A 24,552-nucleotide genomic window follows, 5' to 3' on the forward strand; every position below is an offset into this window, starting at 1 on the left:
ACCGCCGCCGCGAACGGAGCGATCTTCGCCTCCGCCAGCGCACGGACCGACTCCCGGAGCATCTCGTGCTCCTCCGGCAGGCGATACAGATCGAAACCGGCGGATCCTGCCACGCTCATCCACTCCCACGCTTGCTAACTACCGTTAAGTAACCCAAATGGTAGGGCGTGACCCGGCCGCGATCCAGGCCCCGACTATGCTCGGGCAGGCATTCCGCCCGACCTCGACTCCTCACTGGAGACCGCATGGCCCTGAAGATCACCGTGATCGGCACCGGCTACCTCGGCGCCACCCACGCCGCGGCCATGGCGGAGCTCGGCTTCGAGGTCCTCGGGCTCGACGTCGTGCCCGAGAAGATCGAGATGCTGGCCACCGGGCGCGTCCCGATGTACGAGCCGGGCCTCGAGGACCTGCTCGCGCGGCACGTCGCCGGGATCGAGGGATCGAGCGGGCGACTGCGCTTCACGACCTCCTGGGAGGAGGTCGGCGCCTTCGGCGACGTCCACTTCGTCTGCGTGAACACCCCGCAGAAGCACGGCGAGTACGCGTGCGACATGTCGTACGTCGACGCCGCCTTCGCCTCGCTCGCGGGCGTGGTGCGGGACGGCGCGCTCGTCGTCGGCAAGTCGACCGTGCCCGTCGGCTCGGCCCGGCGGCTCGCCGAGCTGCTCCCCGAGGGCGTCGAGCTCGCCTGGAACCCGGAGTTCCTGCGCGAGGGCTTCGCCGTGCAGGACACCCTGCACCCGGACCGGATCGTGGTCGGCCTGTCCGAGGGCGCGGGCGGCGAGCGGGCCGAGAAGGTGCTGCGCGAGGTGTACGCGGTACCGGTGGCCGAGGGCTCGCCGTTCGTGGTGACCGACTACCCGACCGCCGAGCTGGTGAAGACCTCCGCCAACTCCTTCCTCGCCACGAAGATCTCCTTCATCAACGCGATGGCGGAGGTCTGCGAGGCGGCCGGCGGCGACGTCGCCAGGCTCGCGGAGGCGATCGGGCACGACGAGCGGATCGGCAACAAGTTCCTGCGGGCCGGCATCGGCTTCGGCGGCGGCTGCCTCCCGAAGGACATCCGGGCCTTCATGGCACGGGCCGGTGAGTTGGGCGCCGACCAGGCCCTGACCTTCCTGCGCGAGATCGACTCCATCAACATGCGGCGCCGCGCGTCCATGGTGGAGATGGCCCGCGAGGCCCTGGGCGGCGGCTTCCTCGGCAAGCGCGTCGCGGTGCTCGGCGCGACCTTCAAGCCTGACTCGGACGACGTCCGCGACTCGCCCGCGCTGAACGTGGCCGGCCAGATCCACCTCCAGGGCGGCCAGGTCACCGTCTACGACCCCAAGGGCATGGACAACGCCCGCCGGCTCTTCCCGACGCTCGCCTACGCGCCCACCGCGCTCGACGCGGTGCGCGGCGCGGACGTGGTGCTGCACCTGACCGAGTGGCGCGAGTTCCGCGACGCGCTGGACCCGGCCGAACTGGCCTCGGTGGTCTCCGCCCCCGTCATCCTCGACGGCCGCAACGCCCTCGACCCCACCCGCTGGCGCGAGGCCGGCTGGACCTACCGCGCGATGGGCCGCCCGCGCGCCTGACACCCACCCTGCGCGGCCGACACGCGCACCGCCGCTGACGACACCCACCGCGGCCGGCGCAACGCCCACCGCGCCTGGCTCACCGCGACCGCGCGGGCCGCACCCGGTCGGGCGCGGCCCGCGCGGAGCGTGCGTCAGGCCGCCCTCGGGCGGTACGCCCGGGCCCGGAACTCCGTCTCGCGCAGGACGCGCGTGGCGTTGCCGTGAGCCAGGGCCACCAGGTCCTCCGCCGGCCAGGCCCGGCGCAGCAGCTCCGCGAAGAGGGGACCGTAGCCGGTGCGCGGGTCCTCCGCGTGGGAGAGGGCGACGGACCTCGGTCCCGCGAGGGTACGCAGACGGTCCAGGCGGTCGGCCGTCGCGGACTCGTCCGGGGTGACCGGCACCATGCAGACGCCGTCCTTCCGGCCGAGCAGGCACAGCACGTCGTCGGGCACGGCGTCCGGTTCCGCGCGGGTGAGGAGGACCGGGGCCCGGCTCACCGCGAGGGTCTGGCGGACGGTGTCCGGGTCGGCGCCCGCGAGGTCCACGACCAGGCCCAGGCGGTTCATCTCCCGTACCGCCTCGCGGGCGAAGCGGTCGTAGCGGGTGAGGCCGACCGCCCGTACGCCGAGCGCGTGGTACGCCCGGAGGGTGGCGAGCGAACCGCCGACGGCCGCCCAGCTCACCGGGCCGAGCAGCACGGCGACCCGGCCGCAGTTGCGGGCGTGGGCCATCTCCGCGGTGGTGTGCGCGAGGCGCAGGTGCTCGGGGCAGGCCGCCACGAGGGCGCGGACCGCGTCGATCCTGCGCAGGGTGCCGAGCACGCCGTCGTCGGCGTCCACGCGCAGGGACCAGAACTGTGCCCCCGCCTCGGCCGCCCGTACCGGCGGAAGGTCCTCCGGGTCCGGATCGGGGTCGGTCACGTGGGGCGGATCCGTGTGCCCCTCGACGACCGGCTGCGCGGCGAGCAGCGCGCGCGCACGGGTCGACTCGTCGAGGGGCCGGGGATGTCCGGGGGGATCGGTGTCGCCCGCCGGTGCGGCGTGGGCGGGGGTGAACGTGGTGGTGGGATCGTCGAGCAGATCTGCCATGGGTGACTCACTCCGTACTACTGAGGCAGTACGGTCCACCGTGCCACCGCGACGGGGTGCGGGCGCGGCGGACTGGGCCGTCCGGGGGATGCGGCGAGGGCCCCGCCGGTGGCGGGGCCCTCACTGATGTTCCGTCAGTTCCCGTATGTCCTAAGCGTCCAGGGATCCGATCGTCGCGATCGAGGCGCCGCGCAGCGTCTGCTGCTCGCGCGCCACCGCCTCCGCGTCGCGGAGCACCCGGACCGTGTTGGACCAGGTCAGCTTCGCCAGGTCGGCGCGCGACCAGCCGCGGGTGAGCAGCTCCGCGACCAGGTTCGGGTAGCCGGCGACGTCGTCCAGGCCGGCCGGTGTGAACGCCGTGCCGTCGTAGTCGCCGCCGATGCCGATGTGGTCGACGCCGGCGACCTCGCGCATGTGGTCGAGGTGGTCGGCGACCGTGGCGGCCGTCGCGATCGGGCGGGGGTTGTCCGCCTCGAAGGCGCGGTGGATGGCCATCGCCTCGGGCGTGGTGGCGAGGTGGTGCATGCCGTGGGCGCGCATGTTCTCGTCGGCGCGGGCCGTCCACTCGACCGCCGCGGGCAGGATGAACTTCGGCACGAAGGTCGCCATCGCCACGCCGCCGTTGGCGGACAGCCGCTCCAGGACGTCGTCCGGGATGTTGCGCGGGTGGTCGCAGACCGCGCGGGACGAGGAGTGCGAGAAGATCACCGGCGCGGCCGTGGCGTCCAGCGCGTCGCGCATGGTCGTCGCGGCGACGTGCGAGAGGTCGACGAGCATGCCGGTGCGGTTCATCTCGCGGACGACCTCGCGGCCGAAGGCGGTGAGGCCGCCGTGCCGCGGCTCGTCGGTGGCCGAGTCCGCCCAGTCGTTGTTCTCGTTGTGGGTGAGCGTCATGTACCGCACGCCCAGCGCGTGCAGCGCGCGCAGCGTGGCCAGCGAGTTGTTGATCGAGTGGCCGCCCTCGGCGCCCTTGAGGGAGGCGATCCGGCCCTCCTCGCGGGCCGCCTCGATGTCGTCGGCGGTCAGCGCGGGCGCGAGGTCCGCCGCGTACCGCTCGATCAGCCGGTCGACGGCGTCGATCTGCTCCAGGGTGGCGCTGACCGCGTGGTCCCCGGCCAGCCGGCCCGGCACGTACACCGACCAGAACTGGGCGCCGACGCCGCCGGCGCGCAGCCGGGCGAGGTCGGTGTGCAGGGACGCCGAGCGGTCGCCCGCGATGTCGAGCCGGTCGAGGTCGTAGCCGCACTGCTCGCGCAGCGCCCACGGCAGGTCGTTGTGGCCGTCGACGACGGGTGCCGAGGCGAGGAGTTCACGGGCCTCCGCGAGGCGGTCGGCCGCCGCGCTCACTGGGCGAACCCGAAGGAGCCCGCGCCCTCGACCTTCTGCCGCAGCCGCCTGCCCTTCTCCTTCGCCTGGTCGTTGAGCTCCTGCTGGAACTCCTTCATCCGCCCGAGCAGTTCGGCGTCGTGCGCGGCGAGGATGCGGGCCGCGAGCAGGCCCGCGTTCCGGGCGCCGGCGACCGAGACGGTCGCGACCGGCACGCCGGCCGGCATCTGCACGATCGAGAGCAGCGAGTCCATGCCGTCGAGGTACTTCAGCGGCACCGGCACACCGATCACCGGCAGCGGGGTGACGGAGGCGAGCATGCCCGGCAGGTGGGCGGCGCCGCCGGCGCCCGCGATGATCGCCTTCAGACCGCGGTCGGCGGCCTCCTCGCCGTACGTGATCATCTCGCGCGGCATGCGGTGCGCGGAGAGGACGTTGACCTCGTACGCGATCTCGAACTCGTCCAGGACCTGGGCCGCGGCCTCCATGACGGTCCAGTCCGAGTCGGACCCCATCGCGATGCCGACGAGCGGGGTCGAAGCAGCCGGGTTACTCAACGATCGTTCCTCGCAGGTAGTCGGCGGCGTGACGGGCGCGCTCCAGCACGTCGTCCAGGTCGTCGCCGTAGGTGTTGACGTGGCCCACCTTGCGGCCGGGCTTCACGTCCTTGCCGTACATGTGGATCTTGAGCTGCGGGTCCCTGGCCATGCAGTGCAGGTACCCCTGGTACATGTCCGGGTAGTCGCCACCCAGAACATTGCACGTCACGGTCCACTTCGCCCGCGGGCGGGGGTCGCCCAGCGGGAGGTCGAGCACGGCCCGGACGTGGTTGGCGAACTGCGAGGTGACCGCGCCGTCCTGGGTCCAGTGGCCGGAGTTGTGCGGCCGCATGGCGAGCTCGTTGACGAGGATCCGGCCGTCACGGGTCTGGAACAGCTCGACGGCCAGGTGACCGACGACGTCCAGCTCCTTCGCGATCCGCAGGGCCAGCTCCTGGGCCTGCCCGGCGAGCTCGTCGTCCAGGTCGGGCGCGGGCGCGATCACGGTGTCGCAGACCCCGTCGACCTGGCGGGACTCGACCACCGGGTAGGCGACGGCCTGGCCGTGCGGGGAGCGGACGATGTTGGCGGCGAGCTCGCGCGAGAAGTCGACCTTCTCCTCGGCGAGCACCGCGACACCGGCCTTGAAGGCGTCCTGGGCGTCGGCCTCCGACCGTACGAACCAGACGCCCTTGCCGTCGTATCCGCCGCGCACGGTCTTGAGGATGATCGGGAAGCCGCCGACCTCGGCGGCGAAGACCGCCGCGTCGGCCGGGTCCGCCACGATGCGGTGCCGCGGGCTCGGCGCGCCGATCTCGTCGAGCTTCGCCCGCATCACCCCCTTGTCCTGGGCGTGCGCGAGGGCCGAACGGCCGGGCCGGACGACGACGCCGTCCGCCTCCAGGGCCGCCAGGTGCTCCGCGGGCACGTGCTCGTGATCGAAGGTGATCACGTCACAGCCGCGCGCGAAGTCACGCAGCGTGGCCAGGTCGCGATGGTCGCCGATGACGACCTCGCTCACCACCTGGGCCGCCGAGTCCTGCGGGGTGTCACTGAGGAGCTTGAACTTGATGCCGAGCGGGATGCCTGCCTCGTGCGTCATACGAGCGAGCTGACCGCCGCCGACCATGCCGACTACCGGGAACGTCACCCTCTTAGGGTATCCGCACAAGTCCGGGACCCTCGTCCGGCTGTGTTTTGTCACAGCCGGGGTGCGGTCGCACACGGATCGCTCACATCCCGGGCGCTCGGCAGGGCGGCTGGTTAGCATGGCTGGGTTGGCGTCGTCCGTGGCGTCGGCGGAACACATCCGGAACGGACGGGACAGAGCCATCACGATGAGCGAACCCGGCGCGCTGCGCATGCGAGTGGACCGGCTCGTCCGCGAGGTCGCCAAGTTCGGCGTGGTCGGCGGGCTGGGCGTCCTGGTGAACCTGGGCGTCTTCAACCTGGTGCGCCACGTCACCGAGCTTCCGGTGGTGCGGGCCAGCATCATCGCCACGGCCGTGGCGATCCTCTTCAACTACGTGGGGTTCCGCTACTTCACGTACCGTGACCGCGACAAGTCCGGACGCACGAAGGAACTGGCGCTGTTCCTGCTGTTCAGCGTGGCCGGCATGGTCATCGAGAACGGCGTGCTCTACGCGGCGACGTACGGCTTCGGCTGGGACACCCCGCTGCAGAGCAACTTCTTCAAGTTCTTCGGCATCGGCGTCGCGACCCTGTTCCGCTTCTGGTCCTACCGGACCTGGGTGTTCCGTGCGCTGCCGGCGAAGGAGGCGGTGCAGGCCGCCGAATCGTTCCTGGAGCAGGCGCCCCACCAGGCCACCCGCAAGCAGCCCGACCGGGTCTGAGCCCCGCCGCACGTCCGCCGGTCTGCTGGTGTGCTGACCTGCCGGTCTCCACGTCTGCCGGGGCTGCGGGTGTGCTCACCTGCCGTTCTCCACGTCGCCGGTCCCCGGACGCACTAGCGGACCGGGCGATCCCCTGCCGGTTCCCTGCGGCTCCTGACCTCGCGGCCGAGGAAGAGCGCGAACACCGGAGGCTGCTGCTGGAGCAGCTCCAGGCGCCCGCCGTCCGCCTCCGCGAGGTCCCGGGCGACCGCCAGGCCGATGCCCGTGGAGCTGCGCCCGCTGACCGCGCGCTCGAAGATCCGCGCCCCGAGGTCGGCGGGGACGCCCGGCCCCTCGTCGGTGACCTCGATGACCGACTGGTTGCCGGTGACGCGGGTGCGCAGCGCGACCGTGCCGCCGCCGTGCATGAGCGAGTTCTCGATCAGCGCCGCCAGGACCTGGGCGACCGCGCCCGGGGTGCCGACGGCCCGCATGCCCTGCTTGCCCGATCGGACGATGGCCCGGCCCGCGCTGCGGTAGGCGGGCCGCCACTCCTCCAGCTGCTGCTTGATGACCTCGTCGAGGTCGAAGGCGACGGCGGAGCCGGTCCGCGGGTCGCGCGAGTTCGTGAGCAGCCGCTCGACCACGTCGGTGAGCCGCTCGACCTGTGTGAGCGCGATCGTCGCCTCCTCCCTGACCGTGTCGAGGTCGTCGGCCACGGCGACCTCCTCCAGCCGCATGGAGAGCGCGGTCAGGGGCGTACGGAGCTGGTGGGAGGCGTCGGCGGCGAGCCGTCGCTCCGCCGTGAGCATCCGTGCGATCCGCTCGGCCGAGGCGTCGAGGACGTCCGCCACCCGGTCCAGCTCGGGCACGCCGTACCGCCTGTGCCGGGGCCGCGGATCGCCGGAGCCGAGCCGCTCGGCGGTCTCGGCGAGGTCGGTGAGCGGCGAGGCGAGCTTGTTCGCCTGCCGTACGGCGAGCAGCACGGCCGCCACGACGCAGAGCAGCGCCACCGCGGCGATGATCATCAGGGTGCGGCCCACCTCGTCGGTGACGACCGAGCGGCTCTCCTCGACGACCACGGTCTCGCCGCGCTCGCCCTCGGCGAGGCCGCGGATGACGCTGCCGGTGGGCCGGGTGCCGATCTCGACGGTCGCGCGGCCGGGCATGGTGACCAGGGCGTAGCGCTTGGCGCCGCTCAGGTCGGCCAGGACGCCGGCGTCGACGGGCTCGCCGCCGATCAGCCGGCTGTCGACGATGGAGGCGATCCGCAGGGCCTCGGAGTCCACGCTCTCCTGGGCGCTGCTGGAGATCGTGCGGGTCTCGACGATCACCAGAGAGACGCCGAAGACGGCGATGACGACGAGCACCACGGCGAGCGTGGAGTTGATCAGACGGCGGCGCACGGAGGAGTCGGCCTAGCTCTTCTCGAAGCGGAAGCCGACGCCGCGAACGGTGGCGATGTAGCGCGGGTTCGCCGCGTCGTCGCCGAGCTTCTTGCGGAGCCAGGAGATGTGCATGTCGAGGGTCTTGGTGGAGGACCACCACGTGGTGTCCCAGACCTCGCGCATCAGCTGGTCGCGGGTGACCACCCGGCCGGCGTCGCGGACCAGGACCCGCAGCAGGTCGAACTCCTTCGCGGTGAGCTGGAGCTCCTCGTCGCCCATCCAGGCCCGGTGCGACTCGACGTCGATCCGCACGCCGTGGGTGGCGGGCGCGGCGGCGGGCTCGCTGGCGCCGCGCCGCAGCAGGGCCCGGACCCGGGCGAGCAGCTCGGCGAGGCGGAAGGGCTTGGTGACGTAGTCGTCGGCGCCGGCGTCGAGGCCGACGACCGTGTCCACCTCGTCGGCGCGGGCGGTGAGCACCAGGATCGGGACCGTGTGGCCGTCGGCGCGCAGCCGGCGGGCGACCTCGAGGCCGTCCATGCCGGGCAGGCCCAGGTCGAGCACGACCAGGTCGACGCCGCCCTGGAGTCCGGCGTCGAGCGCGGTGGGTCCGTCCTCGCGGACCTCGACCTCGTACCCCTCCCGCCGCAGGGCGCGGGCCAGCGGTTCCGAGATGGATGCGTCGTCCTCGGCGAGCAGTACACGGGTCATGGGGTGATGGTAGTCCGCACGGCCGCGGCGCCGGGGCGGGATCCGGGGGCACCCGGTTCGGGTGAACGGGGGCTCTGGACGGCCCCTTCGGATCTTGACCCGTAATGTGCTGATGACCTTCGAATGAAGGAAGTTGGTTCCGTCAGTGCCTGTGATCCATCTCTCAAGTCCTTCCATATCCGGCACTGTCGTGTCGTATGGTGTCGAGAGTTCTGTAGCGGTAATCGGGGACCTTTGACCGTGTTTGACACGTCAAGGGTCTCTTTTCTGCGCAAGGCGGCCTCGGCAGCCTTGAGGACAGTGAACGACCTGTGGGCCGGGTCCTACGGCGCGACGACGCGTCAGGGCGTGGATCCCGGTGGGGTGCGACCGCTCCCCGCCGGTGCCGGCCTCCCCCACCGGGCGCACTCCGCTCACGAAGCGCGCGTCCCGACAGAGCAAGGATCGACATGGCGTCCAGCCTGACGACGGCTTCCTCCGGAACCCCCGGTTCCGAGAAGACGTTCTTCGGCCACCCCCGGGGCCTGGCCACTCTCTTCATGACCGAGATGTGGGAGCGCTTCTCCTGGTACGGGATGCGCGGCATCCTCGTCCTCTACTTGGTCGCGGGTGTACTCGACGGACCTCTCGAAGGACGTGAGGCGCTGGCCGCCTCCATCTACGGCGTCTACAACGCGGTGGTCTACATGGCCGCCATGCCCGGCGGCTGGGTCGCCGACCGCCTGTGGGGCGCCCGCAAGGCCGTCCTCGTCGGCGGCATCGTCATCGCCCTGGGCCACTACACCCTCGCCATCCCCTCGGACACGGCGTTCTTCGTGGGCCTCGCCCTCATCGCCGCCGGTACGGGCCTGCTGAAGCCGAACATCTCCGCGATGGTCGGCGGTCTGTACGAGGGTCAGCCGAGCGCCCGCCGCGACGCCGGCTTCACGCTCTTCTACATGTCGATCAACATCGGCGGCATGGCCGCCCCGCTGGTCGTCGGCTACCTCGGCGAGAACGTCAACTGGCACCTGGGCTTCGCCGTCGCCGGTATCGGCATGACCCTCGCCGTCGTCCAGTACGTCCTGGGCTCGCGTCACCTCGGTGACGTCGGCAAGGAGCCGGGCACCCCGGCGACGCCCGCGGAGAAGCGCAGCGCGCTGCGCAAGGTCCTGCTGTGGGGCGGGCTGGCCGTCGCCGCCCTCCTGGCCGACATCGTGCTCGGCACGTACGACATCGAGCACATCGTGAACGTGCTCGCGATCCTCGGCATCATCGTGCCGGTCGTCTACTTCGTCGCCATGTACCGCAACCCGGCACTGAAGAGCGAGGACAAGCCGAAGATCAAGGCGTTCGTGTGGTTCTTCGCCACCGCCGTCCTCTTCTGGATGATCTACGACCAGTCCGGCTCGCTGCTCACGCTGTTCGCCGACAACAAGACGGACCGCATGATCCTCGGCTGGGAGTTCCCGGCGTCCTGGTACCAGTCCGTGAACCCCGCGATGGTCATCGTGCTGGCGCCGCTCTTCGCCGCGCTGTGGGTCAGGCTCGCCAAGCGCAACCGCGAGCCCAGCGCCCCGATGAAGTTCGCCCTCGCGATGCTCCTCATCGGCGGATCCTTCGCCATCATGGGCCTCGCGGGTGCCGCCGCGGCCAACAGCGAGACCGGCAAGGTCACCGTCTTCTGGCTGCTGAGCGTCTACCTCGTCCAGACCCTCGGCGAGATGTGCCTCTCGCCGGTCGGCCTGTCGCTGTCGACGAAGCTGGCTCCGAAGCAGTTCGTCGGCCAGATCATGGGCCTGTGGTTCCTCGCCACCGCGACGGGCAACGCCCTCAACGGCTGGACCACCAAGCTCAACGAGCCGCTGGGCGACGCACTGTACTACTCGCTCTGGGCGGTCGTGGCCATCGCCGCGGGTCTGGCCTTCATGACCGCGGGCAAGAAGATCCGCGCTCTCATGGGCGACGTGCGCTGAGGTCCTGACGGACCGTCCTACGCGAAAGGGCCTGGCCCGGCACCCGGAAGGGGTGCCGGGCCAGGCCCTTCGTCGGTCGTCAGCGCGTCTGGGCGCTGAAGCCGCGGAGGAAGTTCTTCGTGCCGCACCGGACGTTGGACTTCTGGCCCGGGCCGACCCAGGGACCGTAGAGCGTCCAGGTCATCACGTGCTCACGCGCTCCCTGCACCTGGTCGCACTTGATGACGGCCCGGTGCTGCTTGACCGCCTTGCCGCTGCCCGACTTGCAGGTCGAGTACGCCGTGGGCCGGCCGAGCTTGTCCATGCTCGCGTACGCCTTGCAGTTGTACTTGCCCGCGGCCTGGGCCGGTGCGGCGGTGAGCAGTCCGGTGCCCGCGGCACCCAGCATGACGGCGAGCGCTCCGGACGCGAGCTTCTTCCCCCAGCGCATGTGCGTTCCTTTCCTCGTGCCGAGCCCTCCGAGAGGGCCCGGCACGTCGTTCACCTGCCGGTCGAGCAGGCCGTGCGTGTCCAGGTGTTCGCTGTGGCGAACACCTGGAGACAATCACCCGCACCGGCGGCGACACAAGGACTACCCAGGGTAATGAGTACGTCCTGAGCACCGCCCCCCATCAGGCGCTCCGTCCTGCTACCTACGCAGCCGCGCCCATGGGGTGAACGTGAACACCGCGCCGCCGAGCAGGATCACCGTGCCCGCGACCAGGGCGAGGGCACGCAGGGCGCCGCCGTCCTCGGCGCCGGTCTCGGCGAGCCCGCCGCCGCCGGACGTGGTGGTCGAGGAGCCGCCGCCGACGGCGCCGCCGGCCTGCTTCTCGGTGTCGAGCGTGAGCGAGGCCTGCACGGAGCCCTTGACCTCGCACGGGATGACGATCGGAGAGCCGCCGAGCGTCACGCTGATGGTCAGCTTGCCGGGACTCAGCGTGGCCTTGCCGGACGCGCCCGGCTTGTACGTGCCGGTCATGTCGGTCAGGTCGACCGGCTTGCCCGCCTCCAGGGGCTCGGGGTTGGCCGCGCCGGTGACGGTCACCGTGCCGCTGTCGGCGCCACCGATCTTCACGGCCATGGAGGGCTTGAGGGCGCCCTTGGGGAGGGCGGCCGGGCTGTTCATGACGCCCTTGGCGGTCTTGACCGTGAGGTCGTAGGAGCCGCCGTTCTTCTTGGCGTTGATGGTCACCTTGGAGGTGATGGACGCGGGGCCGGGGGCCTGGCAGGCGAAGCTCACGGCGACCTCCTTGCCGGGGAAGTCGGTCTGCCCGCCGCCACCGCCGGAGGCGGAACCGCCCGCGGTGCTGCCACCGGAGGCCGTGGTGCCGCCGGACGACGTGGTGCCGCCGGAGGTGGTCGTACCTCCACTGGTGGTGCCGCCCGAGGTGGTCGTGCCCCCGCCGGACGTCGTGCCACCGCTCGTCGTCGTACCGCCGGACGTCGTGGTACCGCCGCTGGAGGAGCCGCCGCCGGCCGTCACCCTGATCGTGGCGCCGACCGCGACCGTCTCCTTCGGCGAGCACTTCGTGTCCGTCGACATCGGCTTGGACACGTTGATCGTGTACTTGTCGGGCGTCAGCGTGATCTCGCCCGCCTTGTCCAGCTTCAGCTTGCCCTTCATGTCCGGCAGGACCATCGGGCTGTTCTTCGGGATCGGCGGGTTCTGCCGCGGGCCCTCCATCGCGAGCGTGCCGCTCGCCGCGCCGCCCAGCTTGATGACGCCGGTCGGCTTCACCGTGTCCTTGTCCAGGTCGAGGATGTCCGGGTTCTTGGACGCGGCCTCGACCGTCTTCCAGACCACCTCCACCTCGTCGCCGACCTTGGCCTCGGCGGGCGCGGTGATCTGCACCTTGGTGGTGCCCTGCACCGGCGGGAGGCCGGAGATGGAGGGCGGGATGCACTCGGTCCTGTAGGAGACCTCCGCGGCCATGGCGGGGCCGGCGGCCAGCAGGATTCCCGCGCCGCCGAGCATCAGCGCGACGCCGGCCGCGCTGATCCTCCGTGTCGTGCGTGTCGTCCTCACGACTGTCCCTTCGTCGTCGGGCTGTTCTCTGACGGTGCGGAATCGGGGGTGAACCACGGCAGGACCGCGGTCGGTCCGTCGGCGGACGACGCCGCCGGTACGGGTACGGGCGCGGGCGCGCCGGCCGGTGGGCGACCCGGCGAGCGGCGCGGCCGGCGGCCCTGTCCGCGGGGCTCGCGGCGGGAGGTCCGGCCGGATGCCGCGCGGGGCCCGTGCGGGCCGTGCGCGCCCTGCGGGCGGACCCGGTCGACGACCGCCATGCCGACGCGGAAGACCGCGGCCGGGACGACGAGCGCGAGCAGCAGCCAGAAGAGCGTGACGCCGTACGGGCGGCCGACGCCCCAGGGCTGCTCGACGACGACCTTCCCGCCGTGGCGCACGGACACCTGGTAGTCGCCGTGGGCGCCCGCCGTCAGCTCGACCGGCAGCCGCACCAGCGCCTTGCGGCCGGGCTCGATCGTGCCGCGCCACTGGCGCTCCTCGTACTGCGGCGCGAACACCCCGTGGCTGGTGCCGACTTCGAAGACCGGGTCCTTGACCGCGGTCTGCCCGAGGTTGCCGAGGGTCACGACGATCTCGCGGCGGGCGGGCGCGCCGAACCACACGAGGACGCCGCTGGAGCCCTCGAGCCGGGCGGAGGTGAGCACGACGAGCCGGCCGCTGCCGGAGTCCTCGGGCAGGGGCGCGGTGGGATGCCCGGCGACGGTGAACTCGACGTCCACGGTCTCCTGTTGGCCGGTCACACCGGCCACGTGGACCACGCAGGGGCAGGGCTCGGGCGGTTCGGCGACCGGCAGCTTCTGGCTGAACGCGCCCTTGGCGTCGACGGTGGCGGCGCGGCCGTCGGCGTTGGCGCAGGAGTTGGTGCCGCCGATGACGCCCTTGCCGGGCGCGGCCTTGCCGCAGATCAGCAGCATGAGCAGCGCACCGGGCTTCCAGCCGGAGCCGCTGACGGTGATCTCGCCGCCCTTGCCGCCCTCCGGCTGCGAGAGCGCGACGGTGGGGCCCGCCTCGGCCGCGGCCGGGTTGGCGGGCAGCAGGGCGAGCAGCAGTGCGGCGAGCAGCACGACCGCCGCCGCGGACAGCGCCGTACGCGGTGCCGTACGCGGCGCCCTACGCAGGTACGTCATCGTCTCCTCCGTATCGCGTACGTGGCCGTGCCGGCCGCCGCGAGGACGGCGGCCGCCAGGGCGCCGACACCCGCCGGGGAGGCGAAGGCGGCGTCCGCACGGGCGCTCGCGGGAGCCGCGCCGGGGGCCCCGGCCGTCAGGTGCACGGTGACCGAGTCGAGCGCGGGCGGGTCGGGCCAGGGTTCGGTGCGGGTGACGCGTTCGCCGGGGCGCAGGACGAGCGGAAGGGCGCGTTCGGGGCGGTCGAGCACGGTGCCGAACAGGCCCTCGGCACGTACGGCGAGGCGCGGGGCGAGCACGGTGTTGCCGCGGTTGACCAGGGTGTAGCGCAGGGTGCCCGGGCGTTCGACGCCGACGTCCTCGACGGTGAGCGCGGCGAGCCGTGGGCCGCTGACCCGCAGGTGGAGCGGGACGGTGGTCTCGCGTCCGCCGGAGCTCGCCCGTACCTCGCCGCGGTGGTCACCGGGCGGGGTGTCGGCGGTGACGGTCACCGCGAAGGGCACGTCGGCCCGCGTCCTCGCGGGCACGGTCACCGTCCGCACGGCGAAGGCGACGGCCGCGCCCTGTCCCGTGAGCCGCACGGTGAGTGGTTCGGTTCCGGGATTGGTGACGGACAGGGTGTCCTGGAGCACGCTGCCGACCGCGCCCTCCAGATAGACGTACGGCCGCCCGGCGGCGGGCGCGGCGGTCCAGCGGGGCGGAGCGGGAGAGACCTTGACCTGGGACGACCGGGCCGGGGGCTGGACCTGCGGGGCCTGGGGCTGGACCTGCGGGGCTTTGGCCGGGGCCTGGACCTGCTGGGCCTGGGCCTGCGGGGCCTGGGCCGGGACCGCTGGGGCAGCGGCGAGGAGCGCGGCCGAGAACAGCACGAGGAGCGCGGCGCCGCCCGCGCTGCCGCGCCGGGGCCGGGACCGGAGGAGCGCGGCGCCGCGCGGGCCGCCGGGCCGTAGCCCGGGCCGGAGGAGCGCGCCCCCGCCCGGGCCGCCACGCCCGCGCCCGGATCCACGTCCATGCCCGGGCCAAGCCCGGGCCTCCACTCCGCCCACGGCCCGGACCCCGGATCCGCCGCCGGTCCAGGTCTCGGCCGCGCCGCCGTTCCCGGACTCCACCCCGCCGCCGGTCCCCGCCTCCGCACCGTCACCGGCCCAGGTCTCGGCCCCTCCCCCGGCCCCGGTCCTCCCGTTCCCGGCCCGTGCCGCCCGCATCAGCGTGCCGTGTGCCGTGCCGTGCGCCGGGTGAGCCAGAGCACCCCGGCCGTGCCGGTGAGCAGCACGGTGCCGCCGAGGGTGCCGAGTGCGGCGGCCGAGTCGAGCGGGCCGGTCTTGGGCAGTTGGCCGGCTCCCGACTGCGTCGTACCGCCCGAGGAGTCGTCGGATCCGCCGGAACCGCCGCCCTCGGCGGCCGTCACGTCGAGTTCGAGGGAGGGCTTGGGGTTGTTGGAGGGCTTGCAGACGGCCGCGTCCATGCCGAGCGCGTGGACGGTGAGGGTGCCCGCCGTGAAGGTGACCTTGCCGCTCTTCTTCGGCTTGTAGGTGCCCGTCAACTGACCGATCTTGATAGGCGTGTTGGGCGGGATGGCCGCCGTGTTCGGCACTCCCTTGACCTGGACCCTGCCGGTGTCGGCGCCGCCGACGACGAGTTCGGCACGGGGCGTCATGACGCCCTTGGGCAGCTCGATGGGACTGTCGGAGACGCCCTTGTCGAAGGACATCGTGACCGTGTACGAGCTGCCGTTCTTCTCGGCCTTGATGTCGACGGGCGAGACCGCGCTCTTTGGGCCGATCTTGGTCTCGCAGGCGTAGTCGACGTCGATGACGGCGGCGTGGGCGGCGGGCGCGGAGAGCAGGACGGCCGAGCCCGCCACCGCCATCGCCGCCGTCAGCCCACGGGCCGTTCTCCTCGGGTCCGGCACCTCGAACACCCCTCACCGCAAGGTTGCTGACGGTCTATCAGATTGGCCGTCAAGGTACGCCGGGGGCCTTACGGAGGGAAGAGAGAAAGTTGTGAAAGTCCTACGCGGGCCACACGGGCCACGCGAGAGCCGCACGGACTAAGCGGGCGCGGCGAGTTCCGCCCAGACGGTCTTGCCGGGGGCGCCGGGCACCCGGTCGATGCCCCAGGCGCGGCAGAGCCGCTGGACGATGAACATGCCGTGGCCGCCCGGCCGTCCGGCCCGGTGCGGGGTGCGCGGGGCGGGCTGGCCGGCGCCGCGGTCGGCGACCTCCAGGCGCAGCACCTCGGCGAGACGCAGCACGCGCAGGCTCTCGGGACCCTCGGCGTGCAGGCAGGCGTTGGTGACCAGTTCGGAGACGACGAGCAGGACGTCCTCGGCGGCGGCCCTGCGGTCGGCGGTCGCGGCCGGCAGCCAGCCCCAGTCGTACAGCGCCTGCCGGGTGAAGTCGCGCGCGAGCGGAACGGTGCCACTGGCCGCCCCGAGGGCGAGGGTGCGGACCTCGGGGTCGCCGGAGGCGGTCTCCTTCAACGCTTCACCTCACCGATTCAGCCGGATCAACCGTTTGACGAGTTTGACGGGTTCAGGACACAGGGTGGCGGAGCCGCGCCCCGTCCCGACAGGGGCGCGCCGGGCGGACGGGGTGCGCGCTCAGCCGGGAAGGGCGGAGTCGAGCGAGTCGTGGAGGGTGAAGACGGCGTCCGCTCCGGTGATTTCGAAGACCCTGGCCACCGGGGGCCGCATCGCCGCCAGATGGACCCCGCCGCCGGCGGCTTCCGCTCTCAGCCGGGCGCCGAGCAGGACGTTGAGCCCGGTCGAGTCGCAGAACTCGAGGCGTGAGCAGTCGAGTACGAGGCGTGTCCGGCCCTCGTCGAGCGCGTGGTCGAGTGGCGCACGCAACAGTTCGGCGGTGTGGTGATCGAGCTCACCCACGGGGGTGAGCACCTCGCTCGCCCCCACGGTCCGGACCTCGACCCGGAACCGCCCGGGTGCGCTGCCGATGTGCTGGCGGTACATGCGTCGAACCATACAAGCGCTCCCGTGTGTGCCGCACACAAGCTCCACCTCAAACCGTAATGAACTGGACAATTGCCACTTGCAACCATCGGGGTGGAACCGGTAGGCCTAGAACGACACCTTCCACTTGGCCGGCTCTGGAGGCGCCGCAAACCGCAGCGAGACAACGATGGAGGAGACCATGTCCCCCCGGCTCGACGTACCGGACCACACGCTCCCGGACCCCGCGGCCCCGGACCTCGCGGAACTCCCGAGGATCCCGCCCGCCGACGAGATCGCGCCGCACGACGCGCGCGCCCTGTCGAAGACCCTCTTCGCGCGCCTCGGCGACCTGGAGGAGGGCACCCACGAGTACGCGTACGTCCGCAACACCCTGATCGAACTCAACCTGGCCCTGGTCAAGTTCGCCGCCTCACGGTTCCGCACCCGCAGCGAACCGATGGAGGACATCGTCCAGGTCGGCACGATCGGCCTCATCAAGGCGATCGACCGCTTCGAACTGGCCCGCGGCGTCGAGTTCCCCACCTTCGCGATGCCGACGATCATCGGCGAGATCAAGCGCTTCTTCCGCGACACCTCGTGGTCGGTGCACGTCCCGCGCAGGCTCCAGGAGCTCCGCCTCGACCTGGCCAAGGCCGGCGACGAACTCGCCCAGCGCCTCGACCGGGCGCCCACCGTCGAGGAGCTCGCCCGCGAACTGGGCATCCGTACCGAAGAGGTCGTCGAGGGCATGGCCGCCGCCAACGCGTACACCGCGAGCTCGCTCGACGCGCCGCCCGAGGAGACCGACGCGGACGGCGCGACCCTCGCCGACCGGCTCGGCTACGAGGACCACGGCATCGAGGGCATCGAGTACATCGAGTCGCTCAAGCCGATGATCGCCTCGCTCCCGCCGCGCGAACGCCGCATCCTGTCGCTGCGGTTCACGGCCGGGCTCACCCAGTCGGAGATCGGCGAGGAGCTGGGCATCTCCCAGATGCACGTGTCGCGACTGCTGTCCCGTACGCTGGCGCGACTGCGCAGGGGCCTGACCGCCGAGGAGTGAGGCCCCGAGGGGAGGGCGCCGTGGACGACGTACCCGTCGGGACCGGCGCGCTGCTCGGTACGGGCCGGTCGGCCGATGTGTACGCCCTCACCGGGACGGACGAGGGCCGGGTGCTGCGTCGGTACCGCGACGGCGGAGACACCGGGCCCGAGGCCCGGATCATGCGCGACCTCGCGCGGCACGGCTACCCCGTGCCGCGGGTCGCCCGCGCGGCGGGCCCCGACCTGGTCATGGAGCGCCTGACCGGGCCGACGCTCCTGGAGGCGGGCGCCGTGGGCGACGTCACCGCCGAGGCCGTGGGCGCGCTCCTCGCCGACCTGCTCCACCGTCTCCACCTCACGCCGTGGATCCACCTGGACCTGCACCCCGGCAACGTCGTCCTCGCCGCGGCGGGCCCCGTCGTCATCGACTGGCGCACCGCCCGGGAGGGCCCGCCGGGCCTGGACCGCGCCATGTCCGCCCTCCTCTTCGCGGAGGCGGCCCTCTCCCCCGCGCCGTACGCACCGGGCGCCCGCGCCGCCCTGGCCGCGCTGCTCGACCGCCTCGACGCCCCCGTCTCCCCGTACGTCCCGGAGGCGGCCGTCCTCCGCGCGGCGGACCCGAACCTGTCGGCCGAGGAGCGGGCGGCCGTGGCGACGGCCGCCGGACTGGTCACGGCCGGCTGAACACCGCACCGGAGGCGGCGGACATGGTCGACGTCCCGCCGACGCGCCACCGCCGGCCGGCGCTCCGGCTCGCCTGACCGGCAGCGGGCGGCGTCCAGCTCACAGCGTGCCCACGCACGCCTCGTTGCCCTCCGGGTCCGCCAGGACCCAGTGGGACGGGGCGTGGGCGTCGGTGACGAGGGTGCCGCCCGCTGCCAGGGCTGCGGCGATGCGGGAGTCGGCCTGGTCGTAGGGGACCCAGACGTCGACGTGGACGCGGTTGCGCTGGGGGCGCGGGGTGTCCATCTGCTGGAAGTAGAAGGCGGCGTTGCGGCGGCGGAGGTCGATGAGGTCCTCCGGGCTGCCCGCGCGGTGCTCGTAGCCGAGGAGGGCGCGCCAGAAGGGCGTGACCTTGTCGATGGCCATCGCGTCCACGGTGACCTGGACGGCGGTCAGGGCGGAGGGATCGGCCGTGAGGCCGAGGTCCGCGGCGAGGCGTGAGATCCGCAGGGCCAGGGCCGGGTCGCCCTCGGTCAGGCCGTACAGCTCGTCCGTCACGGTGACCAGGCGGACCGTGACCCCGTCCGGGCGTACGTCCACGTCCGGGGCGCGGTCCGCCGTCTCGGGCAGCGCGGCGAGCTCGGCGACGAAGCGGGCGCCCGCGGCGAAGGTGCCGGTGCGGAAGTACGCACAGGCTCCTTCGCCCAGGACCCGCCAGTCGTCGAGGCCGGGAGTCTCCCGGAAGCGGCGCGGCGTGATCTTCTGGATCTCGTTCATGCGCGCCAACCTAGCGAAGCCGTCAGACGGTTCGCAGTCCCCTGCGCCAGACCTCCGCGACCAGCGGCACGCCCGGGCGGTACGCCAGGTGCACGTGCGACGGAGCGTCGAGGACGGCGAGGTCCGCGCGGGCGCCCACGGCGACGCGGCCGACGTCCGTGCGGCGCAGGGCCGCCGCGCCGCCGGCGGTGGCGGACCACACTGCCTCGTCCGGGGTCATGCCCATGTCGCGGACGGCGAGCGCGATGCAGAAGGGCACGGAAGAGGTGAAGGAGGAGCCGGGGTTGCAGTCCGTGGACAGGGCGACGGTGACGCCCGCGTCCAGCAGGCGGCGCGCGTCCGGCCACTGCGCCCGCGTCGAGAACTCCGCGCCCGGGAGGAGCGTGGCGACCGTCGACGAGTTCGCCAGCGCGTCGACGTCGGCGTCCGTCAGGTGCGTGCAGTGGTCCGCGCTCGCCGCGTCCAGCTCGACCGCCAGCTGCACGCCGGGGCCGTACGAGAGCTGGTTCGCGTGGACGCGCGCCTGGAGGCCCTTCGCCTGCCCGGCCGTGAGGATCGCACGGGCCTGGTCGCCGTCGAAGGCGCCCTTCTCGCAGAAGACGTCGACCCAACGGGCGTACGGGGCGCAGGCGTCCAGCATCTCGCCGGTCACCAGGTCCACGTACGCGGCCGGGTCGTCGGCGTAGTCGGGCGAGACGATGTGGGCGCCGAGGTACGTGACCTCGTCCGTGTGCTCGGCGGCGATGCGGAGCGCGCGGGCCTCGTCCTCGACCGTCAGGCCGTAGCCGGACTTGGTCTCGAAGGTGGTCGTGCCCTGGCGCAGGGCCTCGTACATGTAGCGGGCGACGTTCGCGGAGAGTTCGGCGTCGGACGCGGCGCGCGTGGCCGCGACCGTCGTGCGGATGCCGCCGGCCTTGTAGGCCTGGCCGGACATCCGCGCGTTGAACTCCGCCGTGCGGTCGCCCGCGAAGACCAGGTGCGAGTGGGAGTCGACGAAGCCGGGGACCACGGCCCGGCCGCCGGCGTCGACCCGGTTGTCAGTGGCGGGTGCTTTGCTGGATTCACCGACCCAGACGACGCGGTCGCCCTCGATGACGACGGCCGCGTCCTGGATCAGACCCAGAGCGCTGCCATCACCGAGGGAGGGATCGTTCGTGACGAGGCTGGCGATGTTGACGATGGCGGTGGCGGCCGTCGCCACGGCGCTGTTCGCGCTCGTGGGAGCGGAGGTGGCCGCCGGGTTGTTCCTCGCCGCCGGGCCCGTGTTCATGTTGAGAGATCTCCCCTTCAGCCGCGCAGGGCGGCGATCGAGTCCGCGAGGGCGCGGGCCACGTCCGGTACGGAGGAGTGGACCCCGTCCCGCACGACGTGACGCCCGCCCACGACCGTGTGCCGCACGTCCGCGGCCGACGCTGCGAATACCGCCGTCTCGGCTGCCAGACGCGGTACCGGCCCCGCTGTCCTGACGGAGTCCAGGGCGATCGTCGTGAAGTCGGCGAGCGCTCCGGCCTCCAGGGATCCCGCGTCCTGCCAGCCCAGCGCCGCGTGGCCGTCCGCGGTCGCCGCGCGCAGCAGCGCCGCCGCGGTCCAGTGGCCGCGGGTGCGGGTGCGCAGGCGCTCGTCGAGCTCCATCGCGCGGGCCTCCTCCAGGAGGTCGATGACCGCGTGGCTGTCGCTGCCCAGCGAGAGCGGGGAGCCCGTGCGCTGGAGGGCGACGGCCGGGCCGATGCCGTCCGCCAGGTCCCGTTCGGTCGTCGGGCACATGCAGGTGCCGGTCGCCGTCGAGCCGATCAGCGCGATGTCGGCGTCCGTCATGTGCGTGTTGTGGACGCCCGTGGTCCGCGCGCCGAGGACGCCGTGGTCGGCGAGGAGCTGGGTCGGCGTGCGGCCGTGGGCGGCGAGGCAGGCCTCGTTCTCGGCGGTCTGCTCGGAGAGGTGGACGTGGAGCGGGGCCTGACGGCCCTGTGCCCAGCCGGCCACCGTCGACAGCTGGTCGGCCGGGACCGCCCGTACGGAGTGGATGGCCGCGCCGATCCGGACGCCCTCCCGCTCCTTCAGCAGCGACGCCCGCTCCGCCCACGCGTCGGCCGTGCCGTCGCCGAAGCGCAGCTGGTGCGGCTCCGGTGCCGCGCCGAAGCCGGACGAGAGGTAGGCCGTGTCGAGGAGGGTGATCCGGATGCCGGCCTCCCCGGCGGCCGCGATCAGGGCCTCGCCCATGGCGTTGGGGTCGGCGTACGGGGTACCGCCGGGCGCGTGGTGCAGGTAGTGGAACTCGCCGACGGAGGTGATGCCGGCCAGGGCCATCTCCGCGTAGACGGCGCGGGCGAGGGCGAAGTAGCTGTCCGGAGTGAGGCGCTGGGCGACCGTGTACATCACCTCGCGCCAGGTCCAGAAGGTCCCGGAGCCGACCTGGACGGTGCCGCGCAGCGCCCGGTGGAAGGCGTGCGAGTGGGCGTTGGCCAGGCCGGGCACGGTGAAGCCGCGCAGCACCTCGGCGCCGGGCGGCGGGGTCGGCACGCCCGTCCGGACGGCCGCGATGCGGCCGTCGGAGACGTCGAGCACGACACCCGGCTCGACGTTCGTGCCGAGCCAGGCGTGCTCCAGCCAGTACGTCGTCGTCACCTGCACGCCAGGCCCTCCAGTACGTCGGCGAGTGCGCGGACGCCCGCCACGCAGTCGTCCTCGGCCGCGAACTCGGCCGGGGAGTGCGAGACGCCCGTGGGGTTGCGTACGAACAGCATGGCGGTCGGGATCGAGGCGGACAGGATTCCCGCGTCGTGTCCCGCGCCGGTTCCGAGGACCGGGACCTTGTCGCCGGTCGTCTCGCCCAGGATCCGTGCCATCTCCTCGCGCAGCGCGTGCCCGAACTCCACGACCGGCGTGAAGGACTCGCGCACGACGGCGAGGTCGACGCCCTGGCGCACGGCGTGGTCGCGGGCCGCGGTCTCGATGCCGGCGACGACGGCGTCCAGGGACTCCTGGTCGGCGGCGCGCGCGTCGAGCCAGCCGCGCACGAGCGACGGGATGGCGTTGACGCCGTTCGGCTCGACCGCGATCTTGCCGAAGGTGGCGACGGCGCCCGCGAGTTCCGCCTCGCGGCGGGCCGCGAGCACGGTCTCGGCGTACGGCAGCATCGGGTCGCGCCGGTCGACGAGCCGGGTCGTGCCGGCGTGGTTGGCCTCGCCGTGGAAGTCGTACCGCCAGCGGCCGTGCGGCCAGATGGCGGAGGCGATGCCGACGGCGTCGCCGGACAGGTCCAGGGCGCGGCCCTGCTCGACGTGCAGTTCGACGAAGGCGCCGATGCGGGCGAGCCGCTCCTGGTCCGGGCCGATGGCCTCGGGGTCGTGGCCGGCGGCCTCCATGGCCTGCGGGAGGCTGATCCCGTCGGCGTCGCGCAGCTCGAAGGCCTTGTCCTTGGTCAGCTGCCCGGAGGTGAGCCGGGAGCCGACGCAGGCGAGCCCGAAGCGGGCGCCCTCCTCGTCGCCGAAGTTGACGATGGCGAGGGGCCGCCTGAACGAGACGCCGCGGGCGCGGAGTTCGTCGAGGGCGGCGAAGGCGGAGACGACGCCGAGCGGGCCGTCGAAGGCACCGCCGTCGGGGACGGAGTCCAGGTGGGAGCCGGTGACGACGGCGTCACCGGCCGCGGGGTCGCCGAGCCAGGCCCACTGGTTGCCGTTGCGGTCGGTCTCGACGTCGAGGCGGCGGGCCTCCGCCTGCATGCGGAACCAGAGCCGGCAGTCGGCGTCGGCGCCGGTCCAGGCGTAGCGGCGGTATCCGCCCGAGGCGTCGCTGCGGCCGATGGGCCGCAGCGACGTCCACATGGCGTGGAAGGACGTGCTCACGCGTCGTCGCCCTCGCGCATCGGGACGCGGACGCCCTTCTCGTCGGCGACCCGCTCGGCGATGTCGTAGCCGGCGTCGACGTGGCGGATGACGCCCATGCCCGGGTCGTTGGTCAGCACGCGGCGGATCTTCTCGCCGGCGAGCTTGGTGCCGTCCGCGACCGAGACCTGGCCGGCGTGGATGGAACGGCCCATGCCGACGCCGCCGCCGTGGTGGATCGACACCCAGGAGGCGCCGGAGGCCACGTTGACCATGGCGTTGAGCAGCGGCCAGTCGGCGATGGCGTCGGAGCCGTCGAGCATGGCCTCGGTCTCGCGGTACGGGGAGGCCACGGAGCCGCAGTCGAGGTGGTCGCGGCCGATGGCGAGGGGCGCGGCGAGGGTGCCGTCGGCGACCATGTCGTTGAACATGGCACCCGCCTTGTCGCGCTCGCCCTGGCCGAGCCAGCAGATGCGGGCGGGCAGGCCCTGGAAGTGGACGCGCTCGCCGGCCATCTTGATCCAGCGGTGCAGCGACTCGTTCTCGGGGAAGAGGTCGAGGATCGCCTTGTCGGTCTTGGCGATGTCGGAGGCCTCGCCGGACAGGGCGGCCCAGCGGAACGGGCCCTTGCCCTCGCAGAACAGCGGCCGGATGTAGGCCGGGACGAAGCCGGGGAAGGCGAAGGCGCGGTCGTAGCCGGCCAGCTGGGCCTCGCCGCGGATGGAGTTGCCGTAGTCGAAGACCTCGGCGCCGGCGTCCATGAAGCCGACCATGGCCTCGACGTGCCGGGCCATGGACTCGCGCGACCTCTGTGTGAAGCCGGCCGGGTCCTTGGCGGCCGCGTCGGCCATGTCCTCGAAGGCGACGCCGACGGGCAGGTAGGACAGCGGGTCATGGGCGGAGGTCTGGTCCGTCACGATGTCGATCGGCGCGCCCTCGGCCAGCATCTGCGGGAGCAGCTCGGCGGCGTTGCCGAGGAGGCCGATGGAGAGCGGGCGGCGGGCGTCGCGGGCCTCGGTGGCGAGCTGGAGGGCGTGGGCGAGGTTGTCGGCCTTCACGTCCAGGTAGCGGTGCTCGATGCGGCGCTCGATGGCGCGCGGGTCGCAGTCGACGCAGATGGCGACGCCGTCGTTCATGGTGACGGCGAGCGGCTGGGCGCCGCCCATGCCGCCGAGGCCGGCGGTGAGGGTGATCGTGCCGGCCAGGGTGCCGCCGAACTTCTTCGCGGCGACGGCGGCGAAGGTCTCGTAGGTGCCCTGGAGGATGCCCTGGGTGCCGATGTAGATCCAGGAGCCGGCCGTCATCTGGCCGTACATGGTGAGGCCGAGCTGCTCCAGGCGGCGGAACTCCTCCCAGTTGGCCCAGTCGCCGACGAGGTTGGAGTTGGCGATGAGGACGCGCGGGGCCCACTCGTGGGTCTGCATGACGCCGACCGGGCGGCCGGACTGGACCAGCATGGTCTCGTCCGCCTTGAGGGTCTTCAGGGTGCGGACCATGGCGTCGAAGGAGCGCCAGTCGCGGGCGGCCTTGCCGGTGCCGCCGTAGACGACGAGCTTGTCGGGGTGCTCGGCGACCTCGGGGTCGAGGTTGTTCTGCAGCATCCGGAGGGCGGCCTCCTGCTGCCATCCCAGGGCGCTCAGTTCCGTACCGCGCGGGGCCCGTACGGGGCGGGGTCCTGACATGGCGATGCCTCCTCGGCTCGTCGGCTATTCATTCAGGTATTCACATCCTGAGCGACTGAATAGTCTTAGTCAACAG

General features: G+C 72.8%; 23 protein-coding genes. 5 read left to right on the forward strand and 18 right to left on the reverse strand.

The window, feature by feature from the left end; all coding sequences use genetic code 11:
* The first annotated feature begins 245 nt into the window (after window positions 1–245).
* Window positions 246–1,583, forward strand: coding sequence for a nucleotide sugar dehydrogenase (locus tag ACFY8W_RS32995; RefSeq protein WP_391113404.1), 1,338 nt, complete (start codon window positions 246–248; stop codon window positions 1,581–1,583).
* A 134-nt stretch (window positions 1,584–1,717) separates the two neighbouring features.
* Here the strand turns inward: ACFY8W_RS32995 and ACFY8W_RS33000 are convergent, their stop codons facing one another.
* From ACFY8W_RS33000 to ACFY8W_RS33015, 4 genes are all read right to left on the reverse strand, one after another.
* On the reverse strand, window positions 1,718–2,653 hold the full coding sequence (locus tag ACFY8W_RS33000; protein WP_391113407.1) for a membrane dipeptidase: 936 nt from the start codon (window positions 2,651–2,653) through the stop codon (window positions 1,718–1,720).
* 150 nt (window positions 2,654–2,803) lie between these two features.
* The gene (locus ACFY8W_RS33005; protein WP_391113410.1) at window positions 2,804–4,000 is read right to left on the reverse strand and encodes a membrane dipeptidase; all 1,197 of its coding nucleotides are present in this window, start codon (window positions 3,998–4,000) and stop codon (window positions 2,804–2,806) included.
* Window positions 3,997–4,494 (reverse strand): 5-(carboxyamino)imidazole ribonucleotide mutase, encoded by a 498-nt coding sequence (purE, locus tag ACFY8W_RS33010; RefSeq protein WP_391114183.1) that lies wholly within the window; start codon window positions 4,492–4,494, stop codon window positions 3,997–3,999. The genes ACFY8W_RS33005 and purE overlap by 4 nt, the downstream gene beginning before the upstream one ends.
* Before the next feature lie 34 nt (window positions 4,495–4,528).
* Window positions 4,529–5,668, reverse strand: coding sequence for a 5-(carboxyamino)imidazole ribonucleotide synthase (locus ACFY8W_RS33015; RefSeq protein ID WP_391113413.1), 1,140 nt, complete (start codon window positions 5,666–5,668; stop codon window positions 4,529–4,531).
* A gap of 187 nt (window positions 5,669–5,855) precedes the next feature.
* Here ACFY8W_RS33015 and ACFY8W_RS33020 point away from each other — a divergent pair, with 187 nt between their 5' ends.
* Window positions 5,856–6,371 carry a GtrA family protein gene (locus ACFY8W_RS33020; protein ID WP_391113415.1) on the forward strand — a complete coding sequence of 172 codons (516 nt, stop codon included), beginning with the start codon at window positions 5,856–5,858 and terminating at the stop codon, window positions 6,369–6,371.
* A gap of 113 nt (window positions 6,372–6,484) precedes the next feature.
* On the opposite strand, the gene ACFY8W_RS33025 is transcribed toward ACFY8W_RS33020, so the two are convergent.
* Together ACFY8W_RS33025 and ACFY8W_RS33030 are read right to left on the reverse strand one after the other, a co-directional pair.
* The gene (locus ACFY8W_RS33025) at window positions 6,485–7,756 is read right to left on the reverse strand and encodes an ATP-binding protein (protein ID WP_391113418.1); all 1,272 of its coding nucleotides are present in this window, start codon (window positions 7,754–7,756) and stop codon (window positions 6,485–6,487) included.
* A gap of 12 nt (window positions 7,757–7,768) precedes the next feature.
* A complete protein-coding gene (locus ACFY8W_RS33030) occupies window positions 7,769–8,446 on the reverse strand; it encodes a response regulator (protein ID WP_391113421.1) in 678 nt (225 codons plus the stop codon).
* A gap of 449 nt (window positions 8,447–8,895) precedes the next feature.
* On the opposite strand from ACFY8W_RS33030, the gene ACFY8W_RS33035 reads away from it, so the two are divergent.
* On the forward strand, window positions 8,896–10,401 hold the full coding sequence (locus tag ACFY8W_RS33035) for an oligopeptide:H+ symporter (RefSeq protein ID WP_391113424.1): 1,506 nt from the start codon (window positions 8,896–8,898) through the stop codon (window positions 10,399–10,401).
* A 79-nt stretch (window positions 10,402–10,480) separates the two neighbouring features.
* On the opposite strand, the gene ACFY8W_RS33040 is transcribed toward ACFY8W_RS33035, so the two are convergent.
* From ACFY8W_RS33040 to ACFY8W_RS33070, 7 genes are all read right to left on the reverse strand, one after another.
* Window positions 10,481–10,831 (reverse strand): hypothetical protein, encoded by a 351-nt coding sequence (locus tag ACFY8W_RS33040; RefSeq protein WP_391113427.1) that lies wholly within the window; start codon window positions 10,829–10,831, stop codon window positions 10,481–10,483.
* A 198-nt stretch (window positions 10,832–11,029) separates the two neighbouring features.
* Window positions 11,030–12,382 carry a hypothetical protein gene (locus ACFY8W_RS33045; RefSeq protein ID WP_391114186.1) on the reverse strand — a complete coding sequence of 451 codons (1,353 nt, stop codon included), beginning with the start codon at window positions 12,380–12,382 and terminating at the stop codon, window positions 11,030–11,032.
* 23 nt (window positions 12,383–12,405) lie between these two features.
* Window positions 12,406–13,539 carry a hypothetical protein gene (locus tag ACFY8W_RS33050; RefSeq protein WP_391113429.1) on the reverse strand — a complete coding sequence of 378 codons (1,134 nt, stop codon included), beginning with the start codon at window positions 13,537–13,539 and terminating at the stop codon, window positions 12,406–12,408.
* Window positions 13,536–14,408, reverse strand: coding sequence for a hypothetical protein (locus ACFY8W_RS33055; protein WP_391113431.1), 873 nt, complete (start codon window positions 14,406–14,408; stop codon window positions 13,536–13,538). Before ACFY8W_RS33055 ends, ACFY8W_RS33050 begins: the two co-directional genes overlap by 4 nt.
* 335 nt (window positions 14,409–14,743) lie before the next feature.
* Entirely contained in the window at window positions 14,744–15,409 is a 666-nt protein-coding gene (locus ACFY8W_RS33060) for a peptidase (RefSeq protein WP_391114188.1), read from the reverse strand.
* 180 nt (window positions 15,410–15,589) lie between these two features.
* On the reverse strand, window positions 15,590–16,021 hold the full coding sequence (locus ACFY8W_RS33065) for an ATP-binding protein (RefSeq protein WP_391113434.1): 432 nt from the start codon (window positions 16,019–16,021) through the stop codon (window positions 15,590–15,592).
* Between the two features lie 120 nt (window positions 16,022–16,141).
* Window positions 16,142–16,507, reverse strand: a complete 366-nt coding sequence (locus ACFY8W_RS33070; protein ID WP_391113437.1) for an anti-sigma factor antagonist — start codon at window positions 16,505–16,507, stop codon at window positions 16,142–16,144.
* Window positions 16,508–16,676: 169 nt separating this feature from the next.
* On the opposite strand from ACFY8W_RS33070, the gene ACFY8W_RS33075 reads away from it, so the two are divergent.
* Both ACFY8W_RS33075 and ACFY8W_RS33080 read left to right on the forward strand, forming a co-directional pair.
* Window positions 16,677–17,552 (forward strand): SigB/SigF/SigG family RNA polymerase sigma factor, encoded by an 876-nt coding sequence (locus ACFY8W_RS33075; RefSeq protein WP_391113440.1) that lies wholly within the window; start codon window positions 16,677–16,679, stop codon window positions 17,550–17,552.
* A 20-nt stretch (window positions 17,553–17,572) separates the two neighbouring features.
* On the forward strand, window positions 17,573–18,217 hold the full coding sequence (locus tag ACFY8W_RS33080; protein ID WP_391113443.1) for a phosphotransferase: 645 nt from the start codon (window positions 17,573–17,575) through the stop codon (window positions 18,215–18,217).
* 99 nt (window positions 18,218–18,316) lie between these two features.
* Here the strand turns inward: ACFY8W_RS33080 and ACFY8W_RS33085 are convergent, their stop codons facing one another.
* Genes ACFY8W_RS33085 through hutU form a run of 5 tightly spaced genes read right to left on the reverse strand, consistent with a single transcriptional unit; the run spans window position 18,317 to window position 24,476 of the window.
* Window positions 18,317–18,973, reverse strand: a complete 657-nt coding sequence (locus ACFY8W_RS33085) for a VOC family protein (RefSeq protein WP_391113445.1) — start codon at window positions 18,971–18,973, stop codon at window positions 18,317–18,319.
* A 22-nt stretch (window positions 18,974–18,995) separates the two neighbouring features.
* On the reverse strand, window positions 18,996–20,243 hold the full coding sequence (gene hutI, locus ACFY8W_RS33090; RefSeq protein WP_391113448.1) for an imidazolonepropionase: 1,248 nt from the start codon (window positions 20,241–20,243) through the stop codon (window positions 18,996–18,998).
* Window positions 20,244–20,260: 17 nt separating this feature from the next.
* Window positions 20,261–21,595: a formimidoylglutamate deiminase gene (locus ACFY8W_RS33095; RefSeq protein WP_391114190.1), complete on the reverse strand. Its 1,335-nt coding sequence runs from the start codon at window positions 21,593–21,595 to the stop codon at window positions 20,261–20,263.
* Window positions 21,592–22,794 (reverse strand): allantoate amidohydrolase, encoded by a 1,203-nt coding sequence (locus tag ACFY8W_RS33100; RefSeq protein WP_391114193.1) that lies wholly within the window; start codon window positions 22,792–22,794, stop codon window positions 21,592–21,594. Before ACFY8W_RS33100 ends, ACFY8W_RS33095 begins: the two co-directional genes overlap by 4 nt.
* 17 nt (window positions 22,795–22,811) lie before the next feature.
* Window positions 22,812–24,476: a urocanate hydratase gene (gene hutU, locus ACFY8W_RS33105; protein WP_391113451.1), complete on the reverse strand. Its 1,665-nt coding sequence runs from the start codon at window positions 24,474–24,476 to the stop codon at window positions 22,812–22,814.
* Window positions 24,477–24,552: the final 76 nt, after the last annotated feature.

The organism is Streptomyces sp. NPDC012637, from assembly GCF_042954805.1.
GTDB lineage: Bacteria > Actinomycetota > Actinomycetes > Streptomycetales > Streptomycetaceae > Streptomyces.

Bases quoted from the DNA above. Each gene is read 5' to 3' on its own strand.
- purE (WP_391114183.1), bottom strand. From the start codon at position 4,494: ATGGGGTCCGACTCGGACTGGACCGTCATGGAGGCCGCGGCCCAGGTC.
- ACFY8W_RS33085 (WP_391113445.1), bottom strand. From the start codon at position 18,973: ATGAACGAGATCCAGAAGATCACGCCGCGCCGCTTCCGGGAGACTCCC.
- hutI (WP_391113448.1), bottom strand. From the start codon at position 20,243: ATGAACACGGGCCCGGCGGCGAGGAACAACCCGGCGGCCACCTCCGCT.
- ACFY8W_RS33060 (WP_391114188.1), bottom strand. From the start codon at position 15,409: ATGGCGGTGGCGGGCTCGGCCGTCCTGCTCTCCGCGCCCGCCGCCCAC.
- ACFY8W_RS33020 (WP_391113415.1), top strand. From the start codon at position 5,856: ATGAGCGAACCCGGCGCGCTGCGCATGCGAGTGGACCGGCTCGTCCGC.
- hutU (WP_391113451.1), bottom strand. From the start codon at position 24,476: ATGTCAGGACCCCGCCCCGTACGGGCCCCGCGCGGTACGGAACTGAGC.
- ACFY8W_RS32995 (WP_391113404.1), top strand. From the start codon at position 246: ATGGCCCTGAAGATCACCGTGATCGGCACCGGCTACCTCGGCGCCACC.
- ACFY8W_RS33040 (WP_391113427.1), bottom strand. From the start codon at position 10,831: ATGCGCTGGGGGAAGAAGCTCGCGTCCGGAGCGCTCGCCGTCATGCTG.
- ACFY8W_RS33075 (WP_391113440.1), top strand. From the start codon at position 16,677: ATGGAGGAGACCATGTCCCCCCGGCTCGACGTACCGGACCACACGCTC.
- ACFY8W_RS33070 (WP_391113437.1), bottom strand. From the start codon at position 16,507: ATGTACCGCCAGCACATCGGCAGCGCACCCGGGCGGTTCCGGGTCGAG.
- ACFY8W_RS33100 (WP_391114193.1), bottom strand. From the start codon at position 22,794: ATGTGGACGTCGCTGCGGCCCATCGGCCGCAGCGACGCCTCGGGCGGA.
- ACFY8W_RS33050 (WP_391113429.1), bottom strand. From the start codon at position 13,539: ATGACGTACCTGCGTAGGGCGCCGCGTACGGCACCGCGTACGGCGCTG.
- ACFY8W_RS33030 (WP_391113421.1), bottom strand. From the start codon at position 8,446: ATGACCCGTGTACTGCTCGCCGAGGACGACGCATCCATCTCGGAACCG.
- ACFY8W_RS33000 (WP_391113407.1), bottom strand. From the start codon at position 2,653: ATGGCAGATCTGCTCGACGATCCCACCACCACGTTCACCCCCGCCCAC.
- ACFY8W_RS33035 (WP_391113424.1), top strand. From the start codon at position 8,896: ATGGCGTCCAGCCTGACGACGGCTTCCTCCGGAACCCCCGGTTCCGAG.